The following is a 17067-nucleotide window of genomic DNA, read 5'->3' as shown; positions in this document are numbered from 1 at the left end:
TGGCGGCCTGCCAGTTTACAAACAAAACCGGCCGAATCGACCCTGCCGCCAGTGCGGCCTTGCCCGAAAAGCGGACGCCCCCCCGGGGCGGGCGGGGGCCGTGGGCGGCCGGCTATCGCATGCAAACAACACCGCGCCACGGCCTGCGGGATATCAATAACCGACGGTGAAGCGGCGGCGGGAATGCCGGGGCGTCTCGATTTCGTCGGCCAGGGCGATGGCGTAGTCTTCCATCGAGATCCAGCTCTTGCCGGCCTCATCGACCAGCAGCGTGTCGTCGCCGATGCGGAACTTGCCGGTGCGCTCGCCCGGCTCGAACAGCGCGGAAGGCGACAGGAACGTCCAATTCAGAACCTTTTCCTGACGCAAGGCGTCCAGGAACACCACGCCGCCGCGGGCTTCCGGCTTGTACGCGTCGGGGAATTCGGGGGTGTCGATCAGCATCTTGCCCGGCGCCACTTCCAGGCTGCCGGCGCCGCCGACCACCAGCAGGCGCGGCACGCCCGCCTCCTTCACGGCGGCCAGCAGCGGCTTGGCGTCAGCCGACACGAAGCGCGAGGCGCTGACCACCGCATCGTGGCCCTTGAGCAGCGGCGTCAGGCCGTGCGGATCGGTGGCGTCGCCCTGGGCGATGGTCAGGCCGGGCTGGGGATTGACGTCGCCCAGGTTGCGGGCGATGCCGGTCACCTGGTGGCCGCGCTTGAGTAGTTCGTCCGCCACGCGGGAACCCACGCGGCCGGTAATTCCGATCAAAGCGATTTTCATGGTCTTGCTCCTTGGAGGGTGGGCGCCGGGCGGGGGCCGCGAGTTGCGGTCCTTGCCTGCCCGGGCTCAGGCAAAGCCATACTATTCGGCCCGACGGCATCCAGGAACCCACGGGCATGGAAGAGTTTTTTGCAATCCATGCACCAATCGGATTCCCGTTCCTTTGGCCTCAAGCCGCGGCGCGTTGCGCCTGGTAGACCTGCAAATGCGCGTAGGCCGTGCGCAGCGTGGTGGCATCCACCGCCAGCGTGCGCGCGCGCCGCACCATGTCGCCGACGATGTGGTCGGCCTCGACCGGCAGGCCCTGGCGCAGGTCGCGGAACATCGAGGCGGTCATGGCCTGGGACGGGTCGGTCAGGATCTTGAGCGCGTTGGCGTCGGCCTCGGGCCGCACCGCGTGGCCGCTGGCGGCGGCAACCGCCTGCGATTCGCGCAGCAGGCCGCGCACGATGTCGGCGCCGTCGTCGGTGGCGGCGATCTGGCCGACCGTGCCGCGCATCAGGCAGGTGGCGGCGGCCAGCGTCGTCAGGAAAACGTATTTTTCCCAGATATCCTGGTAGATGTCTTCGCTCAGGCGGCTGACGTATTCGCCGCCGGCCAGGGCCTCTGCCAGTGCCTCGCAGCGGGCGCTGCGGGCCGGGCCGGCGCGTTCGCCGAAGACGATGCTGGCGTGCTTGCCCAGGTGGATCACCTGGCCTTCGGGGCCGAGCGTGGCGTTGATCTGGCACAGGCCGCCCAGCACGCGGTGCGGCTCGAATTCGCGGTCCAGCACGTCGTACTGCAGCACGCCGTTCATGATGGGCAGCACCGCGGTGTCGGGACCCACGGCGGGGCGGATGGCGTCGATGGCGCTTTGCAGGTCATAGGCCTTGCAACTGAGCACCACCACGTCATAGAAGCCCTTCAGCGTGTCGGCGGTGGCCAGTTGCGGCTGCAGCGTGGCGTCGCCGAAAGGACTTTCGATGCGCAGCCCCTGTTCGCGCAGGCGCGCGGCGCGGGCCTCGCGCACCAGGAAGGTCACGTCCGCGCCCGCCTGGGCGGCGCGGCCGCCGAAATAGCCGCCGGTTCCGCCGGCGCCCAAGAACAACAACTTCATGCCTGTCTCCCCGGCCCGTCAAAGGCGCGGGCCGATGGAGCCATTATGCGCCCGTGGCGGCGCCGGGCGCGGGCCGAAACCGCGCGGGCGCCCATGGCCCAGACAGACGCCGCCGCGGCACGTCGTCAGGCCGGGTGCGCGTGCCGCGCCCAGGCTTCGTAGCCGCCGCGCAGCGCCCAGGTCTTGGGGTAGCCGGCGGCGCGCAGGCGCGCGGCCAGCATCGCGGCCGAAACCTCGTTGGGGCAGGCGCAATAGACCACGATATCGGCCTCCTCGCTGCCGGCTTCAAGCGCCGGCAGCGGGGCGCGCAGGTCAACGGCGATGGCGCCGGGGATGCGGTCTTCCTCGCGCACCGCCTCGGGGCGCACGTCGAACACCAGCGCCAGGCGGCCGTCCTGGCGCCACTGCATCAGCTCGTCCACCGACAGCCGCGGAATCACGCGCAGGTGGCGCTTGAGAACCCAGCGCCGCAGGGCGCGGGCGATGATGTACAGCGCCAGCACCGCAGCCAGCAGGGCCAGCCCCATGGGGCCGTAAGTGCCCAGCACGTCCAGCACGTCGTTGACCACGCCGTGGAACAGGCCGCCCAGCAGCAGGGCCGAGCCCGCCCAGATCATGGCGCCCACCAGGTCATAGGCCAGGAAACGGCGGTACGGCGTGCCGGTCAGGCCGGCCATCACGGTGGACAGGGCGCCGGCGCCGGGCAGGAACTTGCAGACCAGCAGGGCGCGCACGCCGATGCGCAGGTACAGGCGCTGGGTCTGGCGGATGCAGGAATCCTGCGACAGCGACATCCTGCAGATCACGCCCAGCAGGCGCGAGCCGTAGCGCTGGCCAGCCGCGTACCAGAGCGAGTCGGCCAGCAGACAGGCGACGGTGGCCGCCAGCCACGGCACCAGCCAGCCGGCCGCGCCGGCCAGGGCGCCGGCGGCGATCAGCATGGGATAGGCGGGCACGGGCAGGCCCGCCTGCTCGACCAGCACGTTGGCGAAGACGAGCCAGCCGCCGTACTGCTCGAGCAGCAATTGAATGTCTTGCATGATGGATTCCGGCTTGCCGCGCACGGGCGCGGCGCTATGCGGGGAATTTTAGGCCCGCGGCCGCGCCGATGGCCGCATGGCGATAGGCCTCCAGGGCCTTTCGGGCCCATTTCAGCCGCAACAGGCTGTTCCACGCCGAAAAGTGTCCACGCACCGCAACGGTGCGCACCATGCTGGTGCCACGCTTGGCCGCCAGGGTGCCTATAATCGCGCCCGGCCATCAGGATTCCCCCGACTTGTCGCGGGAATGCCGCATGGCATACAACTTGCTTCGCCAGGACTGGCCGCGAACCCGCCCATTCGGATGGGGCGCGCCGCCCCGGCGCTCCCCCATCCGATGACCGATCCCACGCCCTCGACCCCGCCCGCCCACGCGTGCCGCACCGCGACGCCCGGACATCGCCGCCATTCCTCCCATTCCCTTTCCATCCCCGCGAAGGAGACTTGCGCATGAAATCCCTTTCCCTCCCGGCCGCCGGCGGCATCGCCCGCCGTGGCCTGCTGAAGCTGGCCGCGGCCGCCGCCGGCGCGCTGCTGCTGTCGGCTGGCGCCCAGGCCCAGGCGCCCGCCAAGACCAAGGTTGCCGCCATCTACACGGTGCCGGTGGAACAGCAATGGGTGTCGCGCATCCACAAGGCGCTGACCGCCGCGCGCGACCGGGGTGAAATCGAATACACGTTCTCGGAAAACGTCACCAACGCCGACTACGAGCGCGTCATGCGCCAGTACGCCGAGCAGGGCAACAAGCTGGTGGTGGGCGAGGCCTTCGCGGTCGAGGCCGCGGCCCGCAAGGTGGCCAAGGACTACCCGCAGACCGCCTTCCTGATGGGTTCGTCGGGCAAGCCGCAGCAGCCCAACTTCTCGGTGTTCGACAACTACATCCAGGAACCGGCCTACCTGACCGGCATGATCGCCGCCGGCATGAGCAAGACCGGCAAGATCGGCCTAGTGGGCGGCTACCCCATCCCCGAAGTGAACCGCCTGATGCAGGCCTTCATCGAGGGCGCCAAGGAAATAAACCCCAAGACCGAATTCACCGTGACCTTCATCGGTTCGTGGTTCGATCCCCCGAAGGCCAAGGAAGCCGCCTTCGCCATGATCGACAAGGGCGCGGACGTGCTGTACGCCGAGCGCTTCGGCGTGTCGGACGCCGCCAAGGAACGCGGCAAGCTGGCCATCGGCAACGTCATCGACACCCAGCCGCAGTACCCCGAGACCGTGGTGGCCTCGGCGCTGTGGAGCATGGAACCGACCATCGACGAGGCGCTCAAGCAGGTCAAGGCCGGCACCTTCAAGGCCGCCGACTTCGGCCAGTACTCGCTGATGAAATACAAGGGTTCGTCGCTGGCGCCGCTGGGCACCTTCGAAAGCAAGATCCCCGCTGACCTGATCGCCAAGGTGCAGGCCAAGCAGAAGGCCATCCTGGACGGCAGCTTCAGCGTGCAGGTCAACGACAAAGAACCCAAGTCGTCGGCACGATGAATCAAGCGCCTCTCGCCCTGCGGCTGGCAGGGATCACCAAACGCTTCGGCAGCCTGACGGCCAATGACGATGTCTCGCTGACGCTGGCGCAAGGCGAAGTGCTGGCCCTGCTGGGCGAGAACGGCGCCGGCAAATCGACCCTGGTGTCGATCCTGTTCGGCCATTACGTGGCCGACGCCGGCAGCATCGACGTCTTCGGCCAACCCTTGCCGCCGGGCCGGCCCGACGCCGCGCTGGCGGCGGGGGTCGGCATGGTGCACCAGCACTTCACGCTGGCCGACAACCTGACCGTGCTGGACAACATCATGGTCGGCACCGAGTCGCTGTGGAAGCTGGCCTCGGGCCGCGGCCCGGCGCGCCGCCGCCTGGTGGAACTGGGCCAGCGCTTCGGCCTGGGGGTGGATCCGGACGCGCGCGTCGGCAGCCTGTCGGTGGGCGAGAAGCAGCGCGTCGAGATCCTCAAGGCGCTGTACCGCGGCGCCAAGGTGCTGATCCTGGACGAGCCCACCGCCGTCCTCACGCCGCAGGAAGTACAGGACCTGTTCGCCACGCTGCGCGGCTTCGTCGACGAGGGCCTGGCCGTCATCTTCATTTCGCACAAGCTGGACGAGGTCATGGCCGTGTCGCGCCGCGTCGCGGTGCTGCGCCAGGGCAAGCTGGTGGCCGAGCGCGACACCGCCGCCACCACGCCGGCCGAGCTGGCCGAGCTGATGGTGGGCCGCAAAGTCGCCATGCCGCACGCCGAAGCCATGGCGGCGGCCGGCCAGGCCGCGCCGGTGGTGACGCTGTCGCAGGTCACCGTGCGCGACCCGCGCGGCGGCGCGCCGCGCCTGGACAGCCTGGACCTGGTGGTGCACAAGCATGAGATCGTGGCCATCGCCGGCGTCGCCGGCAACGGCCAGCAGGCGCTCGTGTCGGTGCTGACCGGCCTGCGCCAGCCCGCCGACGGCACCATCCGCCTGGGCCCTGAACACGCCGCCGCGCCTACCACGCCGGCCGGCTGGACCGCCGCCCACGTGGGCCGCATTCCCGAGGATCGCCACGGCGAAGGCATGATCGGCGACAGCCCGCTGTGGGAAAACGCCATCGTCGAAGACCTGAAGGACCCGCGCTTCTCGCGCTTCGGGCTGATCCGCGCCAAGGCCGGCCGCGCCTATGCGGCGGCGCTGGCCAGGCAGTTCGACGTGCGCGCCGCTTCGCTCGACGTGCGCACCCGCAGCCTGTCGGGCGGCAACATGCAGAAGCTGATCCTGGGCCGCACCCTGGCGCGCGAACCGCGCTTCATCGTCGCCGACCAGCCCACCTGGGGTCTGGACATCGGCGCGGTGGCCTACGTGCGCGAACAGTTGCTGGCCGCGCGCCGGCGCGGCGCCGGCATCCTGCTGGTGTCGGAAGACCTGGAAGAGATCTTCGCGCTGGCCGACCGCATCGCGGTGCTGTGCGGCGGCAAGCTGGTCGCCGACAAGCCGGTCGCGCAATGGACGCCCGCCACCGTCGGGCTGGCCATGACGGGCACGCGCGCCTGACGCCGTGCCCCCTCTACTGAGCATTTCTCGAATGAAACTGATCCTGGAACGCCGCCCCGAGCCCAGCCGCGCCGCGCTGGCCCTGGCCCCGATCGCGGCCATCCTCTTTACGCTGGCGGTCTGCACGCTGCTGGTGGCCTGGGCCGGCGCGCCGGTGGGCCGCACCTACGCGCTGCTGTTCGAAGGCGCGTTCGGCTCCAAATTCGCGCTGTCCGAGACCCTGACGCGCGCCACGCCGCTGATGCTGACCGGCCTGGCCTGCGCCGTGGCCTTTCGCGCGCGCTTCTACAACATCGGCGCCGAAGGCCAGTTGTACCTGGGCGCGCTGGCCGCGGTGGCGGTGGGCGGCCTGCATGACGGCACCGGCTTCGACCTGCCCCTGCCGGCGCTGTTCGGCGGCATGATGCTGGCGGCGGCGCTGGCCGGCGCCTTGCTGCTGCTGATCCCGGCGCTGCTCAAGACGCGCCTGGGCGTGGACGAAGTGGTGACCACGCTGCTGGGCAACTTCATCGTGCTGCTGTTCGTCTCGATGATGCTGGACGGCCCCATGAAGGACCCGATGGCGATGGGCTGGCCGCAATCGGTCGCGCTCAACCCCGACCTGGAGCTGGGCAAGCTGATCGAGCGCACCCGCGCCCACACCGGCCTGCTGTGGGCCGCCGGCCTGGCGCTGGGCCTGTGGCTGCTGAACCGCTACACGGTGTTCGGCTTCCAGATGCGCGCGGTCGGCGCCAACGCCCACGCCTCGCGCTTCCTGGGCCTGCCGGTCAACCGCGTGATGCTGGGCACGGCCATGCTGTCGGGCGCGCTGGCCGGACTGGCCGGCGCCATCGAGGTGGCCGGCCGCACCGGCTACGTCACGCTCGACATGTCGCCGGGCTACGGCTACACCGGCGTGGTGGTGGCCATGCTGGCCGGCCTGCATCCGCTGGGCGTGATCCTGGCCAGCGTCTTCGTGGCCGGCATGCTGGTGGGCGCGGACAGCATGAGCCGCGCCATCGCGGTGCCGAACTACATCGCCGACGTCATCGTCGCCACCTCGTTGCTCGCCATGCTGGTCGCGACGCTATTCGCGCAGTACCGCCTGCGCCGCAACCGGGCTTGAGGAGCACGCCATGGAATGGATGGACCTGTTGAGTTCCGCGGCCTTCTGGGTCGCGGTGTTGCGGCTGGCGACGCCGCTGATCCTGGGCACGCTGGGCGTGCTGCTGTGCGAGCGCGCCGGCGTGCTGAACCTGGGCATCGAAGGCATCATGGCCGCCGGCGCCTTCACCGGCTGGCTGGTGGTGTACCTGGGCGCGCCGCTGTACGTGGGCGTGCTGGCGGCCGCGCTGGCGGGCGCCGTATTCGGCCTGCTGCACGCGGTGCTGACGGTGCCGCTGGGCCTGTCGCAGCACGTCTCGGGCCTGGGCGTGACGCTGCTGGCCACCAGCCTGAGCTACTTCGCCTACCGCGTCACCTTCCCCAGCGTGAACACGCCGCCGACGATCACGCCGTTCGCCGAAATGAAATTCCTGGACGGCATTCCGCTGATCGGCCCGGTGCTGGCCGGGCAGACGCCGATGACGCTGCTGGCGCTGGCCGCGGTGCCGATCCTGGCCTGGGTACTGAACCGCACCCCGGTCGGCCTGGCGATCCGCATGGTGGGCGAGAACCCCGCCGCCGCCGAGGGCCAGGGCCTGTCGGTGACCAAGCTGCGCATGGGCGCCATCGTCGCCGGCTCGGCGCTGATGGGCGTGGCCGGCAGCTTCCTGACGCTGGCGGCCTTCAACGCCTTCTTCTTCAACATGGTCAACGGCCGCGGCTGGGTCTGCGTGGCGCTGGTGGTGTTCGCCTCGTGGCGGCCCGGCAAGGCGCTGCTGGGCGCGTTGATCTTCGCCTTCTTCGACGCGCTGCAACTGCGGCTGCAGCAGGGTGGGGCGGCGCTGCCGGGGCTGCCCGAGCTGCCCTATCAGGTCTACCTGATGCTGCCCTATATTCTGTCCATCCTGGCCCTGGTGGTGATGGCGCGCCGCGCCGCCTACCCGCAGGCCCTGATGAAGCCCTACCGCAAGGGCGAACGGTAATCCAGAAGGTTTGACTATGCTCGATCTGATCCTCAAGAACTGCACGCTGCCGGACGGCCGCCAGCACATCGACATCGGCGTGGCCCAGGGCCGCATCGCGGCGCTCGAACCGGCGCTGAAGGCCGAGGCCGCGCAGACCATCGACGCCGCCGGCCAACTGGTGACTTCGCCGTTCGTCGACGCCCACTTCCACATGGACTCGACCCTGTCGTTCGGGCTGCCGCGCGTGAACCAGTCGGGCACGCTGCTCGAAGGCATCGCGCTGTGGGGTGAACTCAAGCCGCTGCTGACGCAGGAAGCGCTGGTCGAGCGCGCGCTGGCCTATTGCGACTGGGCGGTGGCGCGCGGCCTGCTGGCGATCCGCTCGCACGTCGACGTGTGCGACCCGCGCCTGCTGGCGGTGGAAGCGCTGCTGCACGTGCGCGAGCAGGTCAAGCCGTACCTGGACCTGCAACTGGTGGCCTTCCCGCAGGACGGCGTGCTGCGCGCGCCGGGCGCGCTCGACAACCTGAAGCGCGCGCTGGACATGGGCGTGGACGTGGTCGGCGGCATTCCGCACTTCGAGCGCACCATGCAGGACGGCGCCGAATCGGTGCGCATCCTGTGCGAACTGGCGGCCGAGCGCGGCCTGCGCGTGGACATGCACTGCGACGAAAGCGACGACCCGCTGTCGCGCCACATCGAGACGCTGGCCTATCACACGCAACGCCTGGGCCTGCAGGGCCGCGTCACGGGCTCGCACCTGACCTCGATGCACTCGATGGACAACTACTACGTGTCCAAGCTGATCCCGCTGATGCGCGAGGCCGGCGTGTCGGCCATCGCCAACCCGCTCATCAACATCACGCTGCAGGGCCGCCACGACACCTATCCGAAGCGCCGCGGCATGACCCGCGTGCCCGAGCTGCTGGCCGCCGGCGTGCCGGTGGCCTTCGGCCACGACTGCGTGATGGACCCCTGGTACAGCCTGGGTTCGGGCGACATGCTGGAAGTGGCGCACATGGGCCTGCACGTGGCGCAGATGACCGGGCAGGACGCCATGCGCGCCTGTTTCCAGGCCGTCACGGCCACGCCGGCGAAGATCCTGGGCCTGGACGAGACCGGGCTGGAAGTGGGCAAGCGCGCCGACATGGTGCTGCTGCAGGCCCGCGACCCGGTCGAGGCGCTGCGCCTGCGCGCCACGCGCCTGATGGTGCTGCGCGCTGGCGAGGTGGTGGCGACGACGCCGCCGGCCACGGCGACGTTGAACCTGCCGGGGCGGCCGGGGCAGGTGAGTTTTCAGGTGCGCTGAGGATGTAGGGGGGACTGGCCCATGGCGGCTTCGGCTTTGTGCTGTCCCCCTCCGAATGGAACAGCGACCAACCGACAGAAGCCTTTGCGTCAGAACAGGCCCGCGGCGTTGACGTGGGGGCACCCGTATTCTCCGCCATGGTGCTCAAACCCGACACGCTCAAGACGGTGTCTTGGGTCACCGCAACCAATCGCGACATGGTGACGCGGCACGGTTTATCCGTCCCCATATAAGAAGGGGTCCGCATGCGCGGTCCCAGAGGGCAATTAGTGATAAAAGGCCAAAAAGGGTAAAATTGACCAAGAGGCCATCAAGGCCGATTCGAAAGCCCTCGTTGGGAGAACGATCATGGCTGCTTCCGCATTGCTCGCTGAACCTATCGCCCGCCTGCCGGCGAAGCCTGCTTCGGCAGTCAAGAAGGACGGCTGGCGGGGTGTCGTCCGCAGTCTTGCCGCCGCCGAAGGAAAGCTCGTCGTCACAAACCACGATGAGCCGGAGGCCGTGATCATGACGGTGGCCGAGTACACGCGCATCATAGACGCGCTGAACGCTGCCCAGGCCGCCGTGCCGGACCCGGTCGAAGAGCTGCGCCGCAGCTTCGATCAACGACTTGCCGCGCTGTCCGCCCCCGACGCGGCTGAGCGCCTGCGAAGCGTTATGCGCAACCCAGGCCCGTTGGCTGGCCGAGTTAAGGCCGGCTCCACGTTTTGATGGAACGCCCAATTCTGTATGTGCTGGCGGGAGTGAATGGCGCCGGCAAAAGCTCAGTGGGCGGCCATATCCTGACTCAGGCCGGCATGGCCTGGTTCAACCCTGACACCTTCGCTCGTGAGCTTGTACAGCGCTTGGGCCGGTCCCAAGATCAGGCCAATGCGGAAGCGTGGGCGGAAGGGGTGCGGCGGCTGGACGCGGCAGTCGCGGCGGGCGGGTCGTTCGCCTTCGAAACCACCCTGGGCGGCCAGACCATCGTGGAAAAGCTCATCGCCGCGGCGTCGACCCACGATGTGCTGGTCTGGTACTGCGGCCTGCGCGACGCCGAGCACCATATTGCGCGTGTGCGGGCCCGGGTGGCGCGCGGTGGCCACGACATCCCCGAAGAACGCATCCGCGAGCGCTGCAAGACGTCCTACCGCAATCTGCTGAAATTGATGCCGCACCTGGTCAGTCTGCGGGTCTACGACAACAGCGTGGACGTGGAGCCTGGCGAGGCCGTACCTGAGCCGGCTCTGGCCCTCTACGTGGACGATGGCCAGGTGCTCTATCCCACTTCGCTAGCGGAGATGCGGGACACGCCCGATTGGGCGAAGCCGCTCGTTGAGGCCTCGTTGTCGGCCAGCGAGTAGTGCGGCCTGCGTACCGACGGTGGGGGGCCGTGTTCTTTACATCTCGAACATCCAGCGTGCCCGTCCCGAGCGCGTTTCGGCCTTCCGGCGCCGCGCGCTCGCTGCTGGAGATCGCCGCGCCGACCAAGGTCGTGTTTCGCGCGACATCCAACTGGAAGCCGCCGTCGCCCGCCTTCAGGCCGGCCTGTTCGCTGGCGGATCGAAAGTCGCTGTTCATCCGGCCTTGGGCGACGTTGCCCGACACCGAATCCTGGCCCGCGTTTCCAGGAACTGCCCGACCTGCTTCTGAGCCTCCGACGCAATCTCGAACCCCGCCTCGATCTTCTCCTTGTCGAAGATCGGCTTGAGCGCATTCAACGTATCCGACGACGTGTCGCGATTCAGCGCGGCGACCGTTTGCACCGCCGTCATCCCCGTCAGATCCTGCTGCGCGGCCTCATCACGGATCACGACGCTGCCGCCGCTGATCGCGCTGCGCGTGGTCGAGCTGGCATTGCCGGAAGCGCGCGCGACAACAGGCAGGCCCGCCGACGCCCCGCTCTTGTCGCCCCGGGTCCCGCGCCTTGTCGGCCCCGCCCGCCGCCTGGCCACCGAGATCGGCAGGGTCTGCGCCAGCACGGGAGTCCAGACCTGCGAGAAGGCCACGGACCATACGATCAGGGAACGGAACTTGGACATCATGCGTACTCGGTTGAACCGAGGATGGGCTGGCGTTGTGAATGTCTCGACAACGCAAGGCGGCGGGGTTCCGGCGTCGTCCCCGCCCACATAGGCGCGCCAGCGCTTGCCCGTGCCGGGCTTGATGATGATGATGTCGGAGTCGCCCAGTTCAGGGCCGGGCGCGCGGCGGCGGCGAACCCAGGGCACAGCGTCAGGCTGGCGGCGCTGTGCGCGGCGGCCCGCTTGTGACGCCGCCAGCCTCGCCGCGCACCATGATGGCCGCGGCAAGAGGGCTCGATATTGCGGATGAAAACCTGACCGGCTGGCACGCTACGAATTCCCGAAGGCCGGACTTGCCGGCCCATCCAAAGCACTTCCTTGTCAACGCGCCGATTATCAACAGCGAGGAAGCGCAAAACCGGGAAAATGCATCGCGGAATAACGAAATAAGGCGTGTCCGAGGCCGGACCTCGCCTTCACCCGCCGCTGTCAGGGTCGCGACGGGAGGCCACTCGAAAGATCCGGCAGCACGCTGCCGGATCGTTGTGGCCGGTCAGGCTTCCGACGCCGGCCCGCCGACGTATCCCGGCCGCTTCGCGGCCGTGACGATGATCTCGACCAGCAGATCGGGCGAGGCCAGCTTGGCCTCGCAGGTCGCGCGCGTCGGCAGCGCATTGGCCGGGGCCCACTCGGCCCACACCGCGTTCATGCCGGCGAAATCGCGCTCGATGTCCTTGAGCCAGATCTGCACCGACAGCAGCCGGGTCTTGTCCGAATCGGCCCGCGCCAGATAGCCGTCGATCTTGGCCAGCACGTCGCGCGTCTGCGCGGCAATGCCGCCTTCGGCCGACGAGGTCACGCCCGCGACGTACACAGTGTTGCCGTGAATCACGATGCGGCTCAGGCGCTCGTTGGAATCCTTGCGCACGATGTCATTCATGAGTGCTGCTCCTTTGAAGTGGATGCCGGCGCGCCCGCGGCGCCGGCGAAACGATCGATGGCGAACGGCGCGATCGGCAGATCGGTCGCGCCAGTGGCGATCAGATCGGCCATGATACGGCCGACGATCGGGCCCAACTCGAAGCCGTGGGCCGAGAAGCCGAAGGCGTGGAAGGCGCTGTCGTAACGCTGGCTGCGCCCGATCACCGGGATCTCGTCGGGCATGGCGGCCTCGATGCCGGCCCAGCCGCGGTTCACGACCGCTTGCCGCATGTGCGGAAACAGGTCGCAGACGGTGCGCGCGCCCTCGGCCAGTGAACGGAAGTCCAGCTCGGTCCATTCCGCGTCGCGATCGACCCAGGCGCGGCGGCCACCGCCGATCAGCACGGTGCCGTTGGCGCGCTGCTTGAACGACAACGGCCGGCCGGTGCCCAGCACCACCGCGTCCAGGAAATGATCCATGCGCAGCGTCACCAGCATCATCGGGCTGATGGCGGTCAGCGGCACCGGCTCGCCCCATTCGGCGGCGATGCGGTCCGCCCAGGCGCCGGCGCAGTTGAGCACCTGCGGCGCGGTGTAGACGCCGGCGTCGGTTTCGACCCGCCATTGCCCATGCTCATGCACGGTGCGCAGCACGCGCACGCCTTCCACGAAGCGCGCCCCCAGGCTGGCGGCCTTGCGGCGGAACGCCAGCGTGGTGCGGTAGGGATCGGCGGCGGCGTCCTCGCGCGCGATCAGGCCGCCTTGCACCGTGGGCGTCAGCGCGGGAATCATCGCCAGCAATTCGTCACGGTCGATCCATTGTTCATGCGTGTAGCCATGCTGTTGCATGGTCGCCAGACGCGCGCGCAGCGCCGCCGCGTCGGCCTCGTTCTCGGCCACGCGCACCTGCCCATGCTGTTCGAAACCGCAATCGTCATCGACCAGCTCGCCAATGCGATACCAGAGCTCGCGCGAGGCCAGCGCCAGCGGCACTTCGGCCAGGTGCCGCGCCAGGGTGCGCACGCCCCCGGCGTTCACGCCCGAGGCGTGGCGGCCGACGTAGTTCTTTTCGATCACCAGCGCCGGCACGCCGGCGCGCGCCAGGTGCAGCGCCGCCGAACTGCCGTGCAGGCCGCCGCCGATGATGATGACGGCGGCCGAGCGCGAAGCGTCCGTCATGGCGGGCTCCTATTTCTTCAGCCGCACCACCGCCTGGCGCGATTCGTCGGTCTGCGGCAGCGAGGCCAGCTCGCCCAGCGTCAACGGCTTGGTCGGGAAGCGCAGGCGGTAGTAGCCGACCTCGGGCACCGGCACGCCGCGTTCCTCGGCGATGATCTCCGACACCGTCAGGCCGCAGAAGCGGCCCTGGCACGGGCCCATGCCGCAGCGCAGGAAGGCCTTCATCTGGTTCGGGCCGCTGCAGCCGAGCTTGACGGTGTCGCGCACCTGCGCCGCCGTCACTTCCTCGCAGCGGCAGACGATCGTGTCGCCGGTGGGGCGGCGGAAGGCTTCGGGCGCCTTGTACAGGGTATCGAAGAAATCGCGTCCGCGCACCGCCCGCGCCAGCGCGGCGCGGGGCGCGGCGGCCTCGCTGTCGCGCCCCGCCGCGTCGATGCGGCCCAGCAGATGCGCGGCCTGCAATGCCGCCAGCCGGCCGCGCTGTTCGGCGGCCAGCGCGCCCGCGATGCCGGCGCCGTCGCCCGCCATGCCCACGCCGTCCACCGAGGTCAGGCCCCAGTCATCCACCTCCGGTTCCCAGCAATCGAGCGCCGCGTTCCAGCGATGCTCGGCGCCGATGGCGCGCGACAGGTTGACGTTGGGCACTACGCCCTGATGCAGCATCAACTGTTGCGCCGGCAGCGTCTTGGTGATGCCGCCGGCGGTGTAGCGCACGCTTTCCAGCTTGTCCTGCCCCAGCGCTTCCAGCGCCGTCACGCGCTTGATGATGGGAATCGCCGCCTTGACGGCGCGCAACAGCGACAGCCCTTTGCCCAGATACGGCGAGCGCAGGAAATCCCACACCTTTGGCAAGGCCTGACGCAGGCGGCCCGGCGGCGTGGTTTCGAGCAGCGCGTCGACCTTGACGCCGGCGTTCAGGTATTGCCAGGCCACCAGGTACAGCAGCGGGCCGCAGCCGGCCAGCACGGTACGGTCGGCCGGCACCACGCCGGCGGACTTCAGCAAGATCTGCGCCGCGCCGGCGGTGATGACGCCGGGCAGCGTCCAGCCCGGAATCGGGAACGGCCGTTCCTGCGCGCCGGTGGCCAGCAGCAGGCGCCGCGCATGCAGGATGCGCGCTTCGCCCGCCACCGAATACGCCACCTCGAAACCGCGCTGCGGCTCGGGCGCGGTGCGCTCGGCCACCGCCCACACGGTCGCGCCCGGCACATAACGCGCGCCCGACTGCCGGAACGGCTCGACCAGGGAGGCGCCGTGCCAGTAATCCGGTCCCAGCACCGCGCGGTCAGTGACCGGCGTGGTGGTGATGGCGCGGTAGATCTGTCCGCCCGGCGCGGGTTGCTCATCCAGCAGCACCGTGTCCACCCCCAGCCGGGCGGCGGTGGTGGCGGCGGCCAACCCGGCGGGGCCCGCGCCCACCACCAGCAAATCGCATTGCGTCGTCTCGATCATGCCTGCACCTTGCGCGCGCCAAGCTGGCGCTCGATCTTCATGCCGTCACGCACGGCCGTCATGCAGCCCTGCTGGTTGGCCTGGCCATCGATCGTGACCAGGCAGTCGTAGCACACACCCATCATGCAATAGGGGCCGCGCGGCACTTCACCGACCGCGGTGTCGCGACAGGCCAGCATGCCGCCGGCAAAGAGCGCCGCGGCCACGCTGTCGCCGGGGCGGCACTGCAGTTCGGCGCCGTTCACCGTCACCCGCACCGGCGCGCCCTGCGCCTGGCGCTGCGCCTCGTCAAGCCTCTTGAACATGGAACCTCCGGGTCGAGAAGGGCGCCATGTCGTCGGCCAGTTGGCCGGCGGCGATCATGGGCCCCAGTTTGAGCGCGTGCGCGGCCGCCAGGGTGACGCCGCTGTGACAGGTGGCGACGAAGGCGCCGGGGCACGTCTCGGATTGTTGATAGATGGGGAAACCGTCCTTGGACATCACCCGCAGCGCGGCCCAGCTACGCACCACCCGCACCTCGCGCAAGGCGGGCAGCGTGCGTACGGCGCGGTCGGCCAGCGTGCCCAGGATCGGCAGGCCGACCTGGTTGTCCACATAGCCGGCCTCTTCCTGCGAATCGCCGATCAACCAGGTGCCTTCGTCGGTCTGGCGCAGCGTCGACAGCGGCGTTTCCAGCAGGCGGCGGGTGCGCTCCAGCACCACGATCTGGCCGCGCTGCGGCCGCACCGGCACCGTCAGGCCGACCTGTTCGCCCAGCGCCTTGTTCGACAGGCCGCTGGCCAGCACCAGCTTACGCGCCCGCACCGTGCCGGTGGGCGTGGTCACCTCGAACACGCCGTCGCGCTGGCGGATCTGTTGCGCCGGACAGCGCGGCAGGTAATCCACAGCCCGCTGTGCAAAACTCATGTGCAGCGCCCGCAGCAGCTTGAGCGGATTGGCGATGCCGTCGACCGGCGTCCAGGTGGCGCCGCGCACCTCGGGGCCGATGCCGGGCACCATGTCGGCAAGCTCGTGGCGGTCCAGCATTTTCCAGTCGTACTGCGCCATGCCGGGCTGCGCCAGCAGCGTGCGCATGAAGGTGGCGCGCGCTTCCATCTCTTCGTCGCTCAACAGCGCGTGCAGGCCGCCGCGCTGTTCCAGGTGCACGTCCACGCCAGTCTGCTCCCGCAGCTCGGCCGCCAGTTGCGGCCAGGCGCCGGCCGAGGTCATGGTCCACACACCGTAGCGCGGCAGGCCCATGCCCTTGCTCTGCACCCAGACCAGCCCGAAGTTGCCGCGCGAAGCGCGATAGGCCACGTCGCCTTCGTCCAATACCGCGACGTGGTCCAGTTCGCGCCGCAGCCCGTAGGCCACGGCCGAGCCGACCAGGCCGCCGCCGATCACCACGGCGTCGTAGACGCCGCGATGCGCCGGCGCGCGCGGCGCCTGTTGTATTTCTTCCGTCATTAGCGTCCCTTTCCGACAAACAGCTTTTCCAGGCCGACCAGGCGGTCCAGGATGAAGATGGCGATGATGGTCACATAGATCAGCACGGCCGACACCGCCGTCACCAGCGGGTCGATGGTGTCCTCGATGTGCAGGAAGATGCGCACCGGCAGCGTGGTGGTGGACGGCGAGGCGATGAAGATCGACATGGTCAACTCGTCGAAGCTGGTGATGAAGGCGATCACCCAGCCGCTGACCACGCCCGGCAGCAGCAACGGCAGCACCACGCGCCGGAACGCGGTCCAGTGGGACGCGCCCAGCGACTGCGCCGCGCGCTCCAGCGCCGGATCGATGCCGGTGGCCGAGGCCAGCACCAGCCGCAGCGCATAGGGCATCACCAGGATCACGTGCGCCACCACCAGCCCCACGTAGGTGCCGGCCAGGTCCACCGTGGTGAAGAACTTCAGGAAGGCCAGCCCCAGCACCACGTGCGGAATCATCAGCGGCGACAGGAAGAACGCCACCAGCGCCTCGCGGCCGCGGAAGCGGTTGCGCGACAACGCCAGCGCGCTCGGCACCGCCAGCGCGATCGCCAGCGTGGCCGACAGCGTGCCCAGCCCCAGGCTGAACCAGAACGCCTCGATGAAGCGCGGGTTGTCGAGAATGGCGCGGAACCAGCGCAGCGACAGCCCCCCGCTGGGCAGCGAAATGAAGCCTTCGGACGTGAACGCCACCGCGCACACCATCACGATGGGCGCCAGGATGAACAGGATGAAAAGCGTATGGAACAGCAGGCCGATGGGACCGTTGCGGAAGTTCAT

Annotated in this window: 18 protein-coding genes; 8 read left to right on the top strand and 10 right to left on the bottom strand. The window is 69.3% G+C overall.

The window, feature by feature from the left end:
• Nucleotides 1–153: 153 nt before the first annotated feature.
• The 3 genes from ACUDCK_RS00280 to ACUDCK_RS00270 form a co-directional block, all read right to left on the bottom strand.
• A complete protein-coding gene (locus ACUDCK_RS00280; protein ID WP_175167320.1) occupies nt 154–765 on the bottom strand; it encodes an NAD(P)-dependent oxidoreductase in 612 nt (203 codons plus the stop codon).
• Nucleotides 766–934: 169 nt separating this feature from the next.
• Nucleotides 935–1861, bottom strand: a complete 927-nt coding sequence (gene panE / locus ACUDCK_RS00275) for a 2-dehydropantoate 2-reductase (protein WP_020925731.1) — start codon at nt 1859–1861, stop codon at nt 935–937.
• A 125-nt stretch (nt 1862–1986) separates the two neighbouring features.
• The gene (locus tag ACUDCK_RS00270; protein WP_175167321.1) at nt 1987–2901 is read right to left on the bottom strand and encodes a VTT domain-containing protein; all 915 of its coding nucleotides are present in this window, start codon (nt 2899–2901) and stop codon (nt 1987–1989) included.
• 450 nt (nt 2902–3351) lie between these two features.
• Between ACUDCK_RS00270 and ACUDCK_RS00265 the strand changes: the two genes are divergently transcribed.
• The 8 genes from ACUDCK_RS00265 to ACUDCK_RS00230 all read left to right on the top strand — a co-directional run bounded on the left by ACUDCK_RS00265 (nt 3352) and on the right by ACUDCK_RS00230 (nt 10609).
• Nucleotides 3352–4383, top strand: coding sequence for a BMP family protein (locus ACUDCK_RS00265; RefSeq protein WP_054418762.1), 1032 nt, complete (start codon nt 3352–3354; stop codon nt 4381–4383).
• Nucleotides 4380–5909 carry an ABC transporter ATP-binding protein gene (locus tag ACUDCK_RS00260; RefSeq protein WP_175167322.1) on the top strand — a complete coding sequence of 510 codons (1530 nt, stop codon included), beginning with the start codon at nt 4380–4382 and terminating at the stop codon, nt 5907–5909. Before ACUDCK_RS00265 ends, ACUDCK_RS00260 begins: the two co-directional genes overlap by 4 nt.
• Before the next feature lie 31 nt (nt 5910–5940).
• Nucleotides 5941–7014 (top strand): ABC transporter permease, encoded by a 1074-nt coding sequence (locus ACUDCK_RS00255; RefSeq protein WP_049070390.1) that lies wholly within the window; start codon nt 5941–5943, stop codon nt 7012–7014.
• Nucleotides 7015–7024: 10 nt separating this feature from the next.
• Nucleotides 7025–7975, top strand: a complete 951-nt coding sequence (locus tag ACUDCK_RS00250; RefSeq protein WP_054418758.1) for an ABC transporter permease — start codon at nt 7025–7027, stop codon at nt 7973–7975.
• Between the two features lie 16 nt (nt 7976–7991).
• Nucleotides 7992–9266, top strand: coding sequence for an amidohydrolase family protein (locus ACUDCK_RS00245; protein WP_175143550.1), 1275 nt, complete (start codon nt 7992–7994; stop codon nt 9264–9266).
• 38 nt (nt 9267–9304) lie between these two features.
• Complete coding sequence (locus ACUDCK_RS00240) at nt 9305–9499, top strand: DUF3396 domain-containing protein (RefSeq protein WP_167517673.1); 195 nt, start codon at nt 9305–9307, stop codon at nt 9497–9499.
• Nucleotides 9500–9614: 115 nt separating this feature from the next.
• Nucleotides 9615–9977 carry a hypothetical protein gene (locus ACUDCK_RS00235; RefSeq protein WP_049070384.1) on the top strand — a complete coding sequence of 121 codons (363 nt, stop codon included), beginning with the start codon at nt 9615–9617 and terminating at the stop codon, nt 9975–9977.
• On the top strand, nt 9977–10609 hold the full coding sequence (locus ACUDCK_RS00230; RefSeq protein ID WP_063583033.1) for an AAA family ATPase: 633 nt from the start codon (nt 9977–9979) through the stop codon (nt 10607–10609). The genes ACUDCK_RS00235 and ACUDCK_RS00230 overlap by 1 nt, the downstream gene beginning before the upstream one ends.
• 213 nt (nt 10610–10822) lie before the next feature.
• Here ACUDCK_RS00230 and ACUDCK_RS00225 read toward each other — a convergent pair whose 3' ends face one another.
• The 7 genes from ACUDCK_RS00225 to ACUDCK_RS00195 form a co-directional block, all read right to left on the bottom strand.
• Nucleotides 10823–11290: a hypothetical protein gene (locus ACUDCK_RS00225; RefSeq protein ID WP_175167323.1), complete on the bottom strand. Its 468-nt coding sequence runs from the start codon at nt 11288–11290 to the stop codon at nt 10823–10825.
• A 532-nt stretch (nt 11291–11822) separates the two neighbouring features.
• The gene (locus ACUDCK_RS00220) at nt 11823–12209 is read right to left on the bottom strand and encodes a RidA family protein (RefSeq protein WP_054504489.1); all 387 of its coding nucleotides are present in this window, start codon (nt 12207–12209) and stop codon (nt 11823–11825) included.
• Nucleotides 12206–13369: an NAD(P)/FAD-dependent oxidoreductase gene (locus tag ACUDCK_RS00215; RefSeq protein ID WP_175167324.1), complete on the bottom strand. Its 1164-nt coding sequence runs from the start codon at nt 13367–13369 to the stop codon at nt 12206–12208. The genes ACUDCK_RS00220 and ACUDCK_RS00215 overlap by 4 nt, the downstream gene beginning before the upstream one ends.
• 9 nt (nt 13370–13378) lie before the next feature.
• Complete coding sequence (locus ACUDCK_RS00210; RefSeq protein WP_175167325.1) at nt 13379–14821, bottom strand: FAD/NAD(P)-dependent oxidoreductase; 1443 nt, start codon at nt 14819–14821, stop codon at nt 13379–13381.
• Nucleotides 14818–15126 carry a (2Fe-2S)-binding protein gene (locus tag ACUDCK_RS00205; RefSeq protein ID WP_175167326.1) on the bottom strand — a complete coding sequence of 103 codons (309 nt, stop codon included), beginning with the start codon at nt 15124–15126 and terminating at the stop codon, nt 14818–14820. The genes ACUDCK_RS00210 and ACUDCK_RS00205 overlap by 4 nt, the downstream gene beginning before the upstream one ends.
• Nucleotides 15110–16267: an NAD(P)/FAD-dependent oxidoreductase gene (locus ACUDCK_RS00200; RefSeq protein ID WP_175167327.1), complete on the bottom strand. Its 1158-nt coding sequence runs from the start codon at nt 16265–16267 to the stop codon at nt 15110–15112. The genes ACUDCK_RS00205 and ACUDCK_RS00200 overlap by 17 nt, the downstream gene beginning before the upstream one ends.
• Nucleotides 16267–17067, bottom strand: coding sequence for an ABC transporter permease (locus ACUDCK_RS00195; RefSeq protein ID WP_054499250.1), 801 nt, complete (start codon nt 17065–17067; stop codon nt 16267–16269). The genes ACUDCK_RS00200 and ACUDCK_RS00195 overlap by 1 nt, the downstream gene beginning before the upstream one ends.

The organism is Achromobacter sp. CF-sbj1-Ac2-l, from assembly GCF_052698165.1.
This window is presented reverse-complemented; position numbering and strand designations above follow the sequence as displayed.

Coding starts and splice junctions, on each gene's coding strand:
- ACUDCK_RS00280 (WP_175167320.1), bottom strand. CDS start 765: ATGAAAATCGCTTTGATCGGAATTACCGGCCGCGTGGGTTCCCGCGTG.
- panE (WP_020925731.1), bottom strand. CDS start 1,861: ATGAAGTTGTTGTTCTTGGGCGCCGGCGGAACCGGCGGCTATTTCGGC.
- ACUDCK_RS00270 (WP_175167321.1), bottom strand. CDS start 2,901: ATGCAAGACATTCAATTGCTGCTCGAGCAGTACGGCGGCTGGCTCGTC.
- ACUDCK_RS00265 (WP_054418762.1), top strand. CDS start 3,352: ATGAAATCCCTTTCCCTCCCGGCCGCCGGCGGCATCGCCCGCCGTGGC.
- ACUDCK_RS00260 (WP_175167322.1), top strand. CDS start 4,380: ATGAATCAAGCGCCTCTCGCCCTGCGGCTGGCAGGGATCACCAAACGC.
- ACUDCK_RS00255 (WP_049070390.1), top strand. CDS start 5,941: ATGAAACTGATCCTGGAACGCCGCCCCGAGCCCAGCCGCGCCGCGCTG.
- ACUDCK_RS00250 (WP_054418758.1), top strand. CDS start 7,025: ATGGAATGGATGGACCTGTTGAGTTCCGCGGCCTTCTGGGTCGCGGTG.
- ACUDCK_RS00245 (WP_175143550.1), top strand. CDS start 7,992: ATGCTCGATCTGATCCTCAAGAACTGCACGCTGCCGGACGGCCGCCAG.
- ACUDCK_RS00235 (WP_049070384.1), top strand. CDS start 9,615: ATGGCTGCTTCCGCATTGCTCGCTGAACCTATCGCCCGCCTGCCGGCG.
- ACUDCK_RS00230 (WP_063583033.1), top strand. CDS start 9,977: ATGGAACGCCCAATTCTGTATGTGCTGGCGGGAGTGAATGGCGCCGGC.
- ACUDCK_RS00225 (WP_175167323.1), bottom strand. CDS start 11,290: ATGATGTCCAAGTTCCGTTCCCTGATCGTATGGTCCGTGGCCTTCTCG.
- ACUDCK_RS00220 (WP_054504489.1), bottom strand. CDS start 12,209: ATGAATGACATCGTGCGCAAGGATTCCAACGAGCGCCTGAGCCGCATC.
- ACUDCK_RS00215 (WP_175167324.1), bottom strand. CDS start 13,369: ATGACGGACGCTTCGCGCTCGGCCGCCGTCATCATCATCGGCGGCGGC.
- ACUDCK_RS00210 (WP_175167325.1), bottom strand. CDS start 14,821: ATGATCGAGACGACGCAATGCGATTTGCTGGTGGTGGGCGCGGGCCCC.
- ACUDCK_RS00205 (WP_175167326.1), bottom strand. CDS start 15,126: ATGTTCAAGAGGCTTGACGAGGCGCAGCGCCAGGCGCAGGGCGCGCCG.
- ACUDCK_RS00200 (WP_175167327.1), bottom strand. CDS start 16,267: ATGACGGAAGAAATACAACAGGCGCCGCGCGCGCCGGCGCATCGCGGC.
- ACUDCK_RS00195 (WP_054499250.1), bottom strand. CDS start 17,067: ATGAACTTCCGCAACGGTCCCATCGGCCTGCTGTTCCATACGCTTTTC.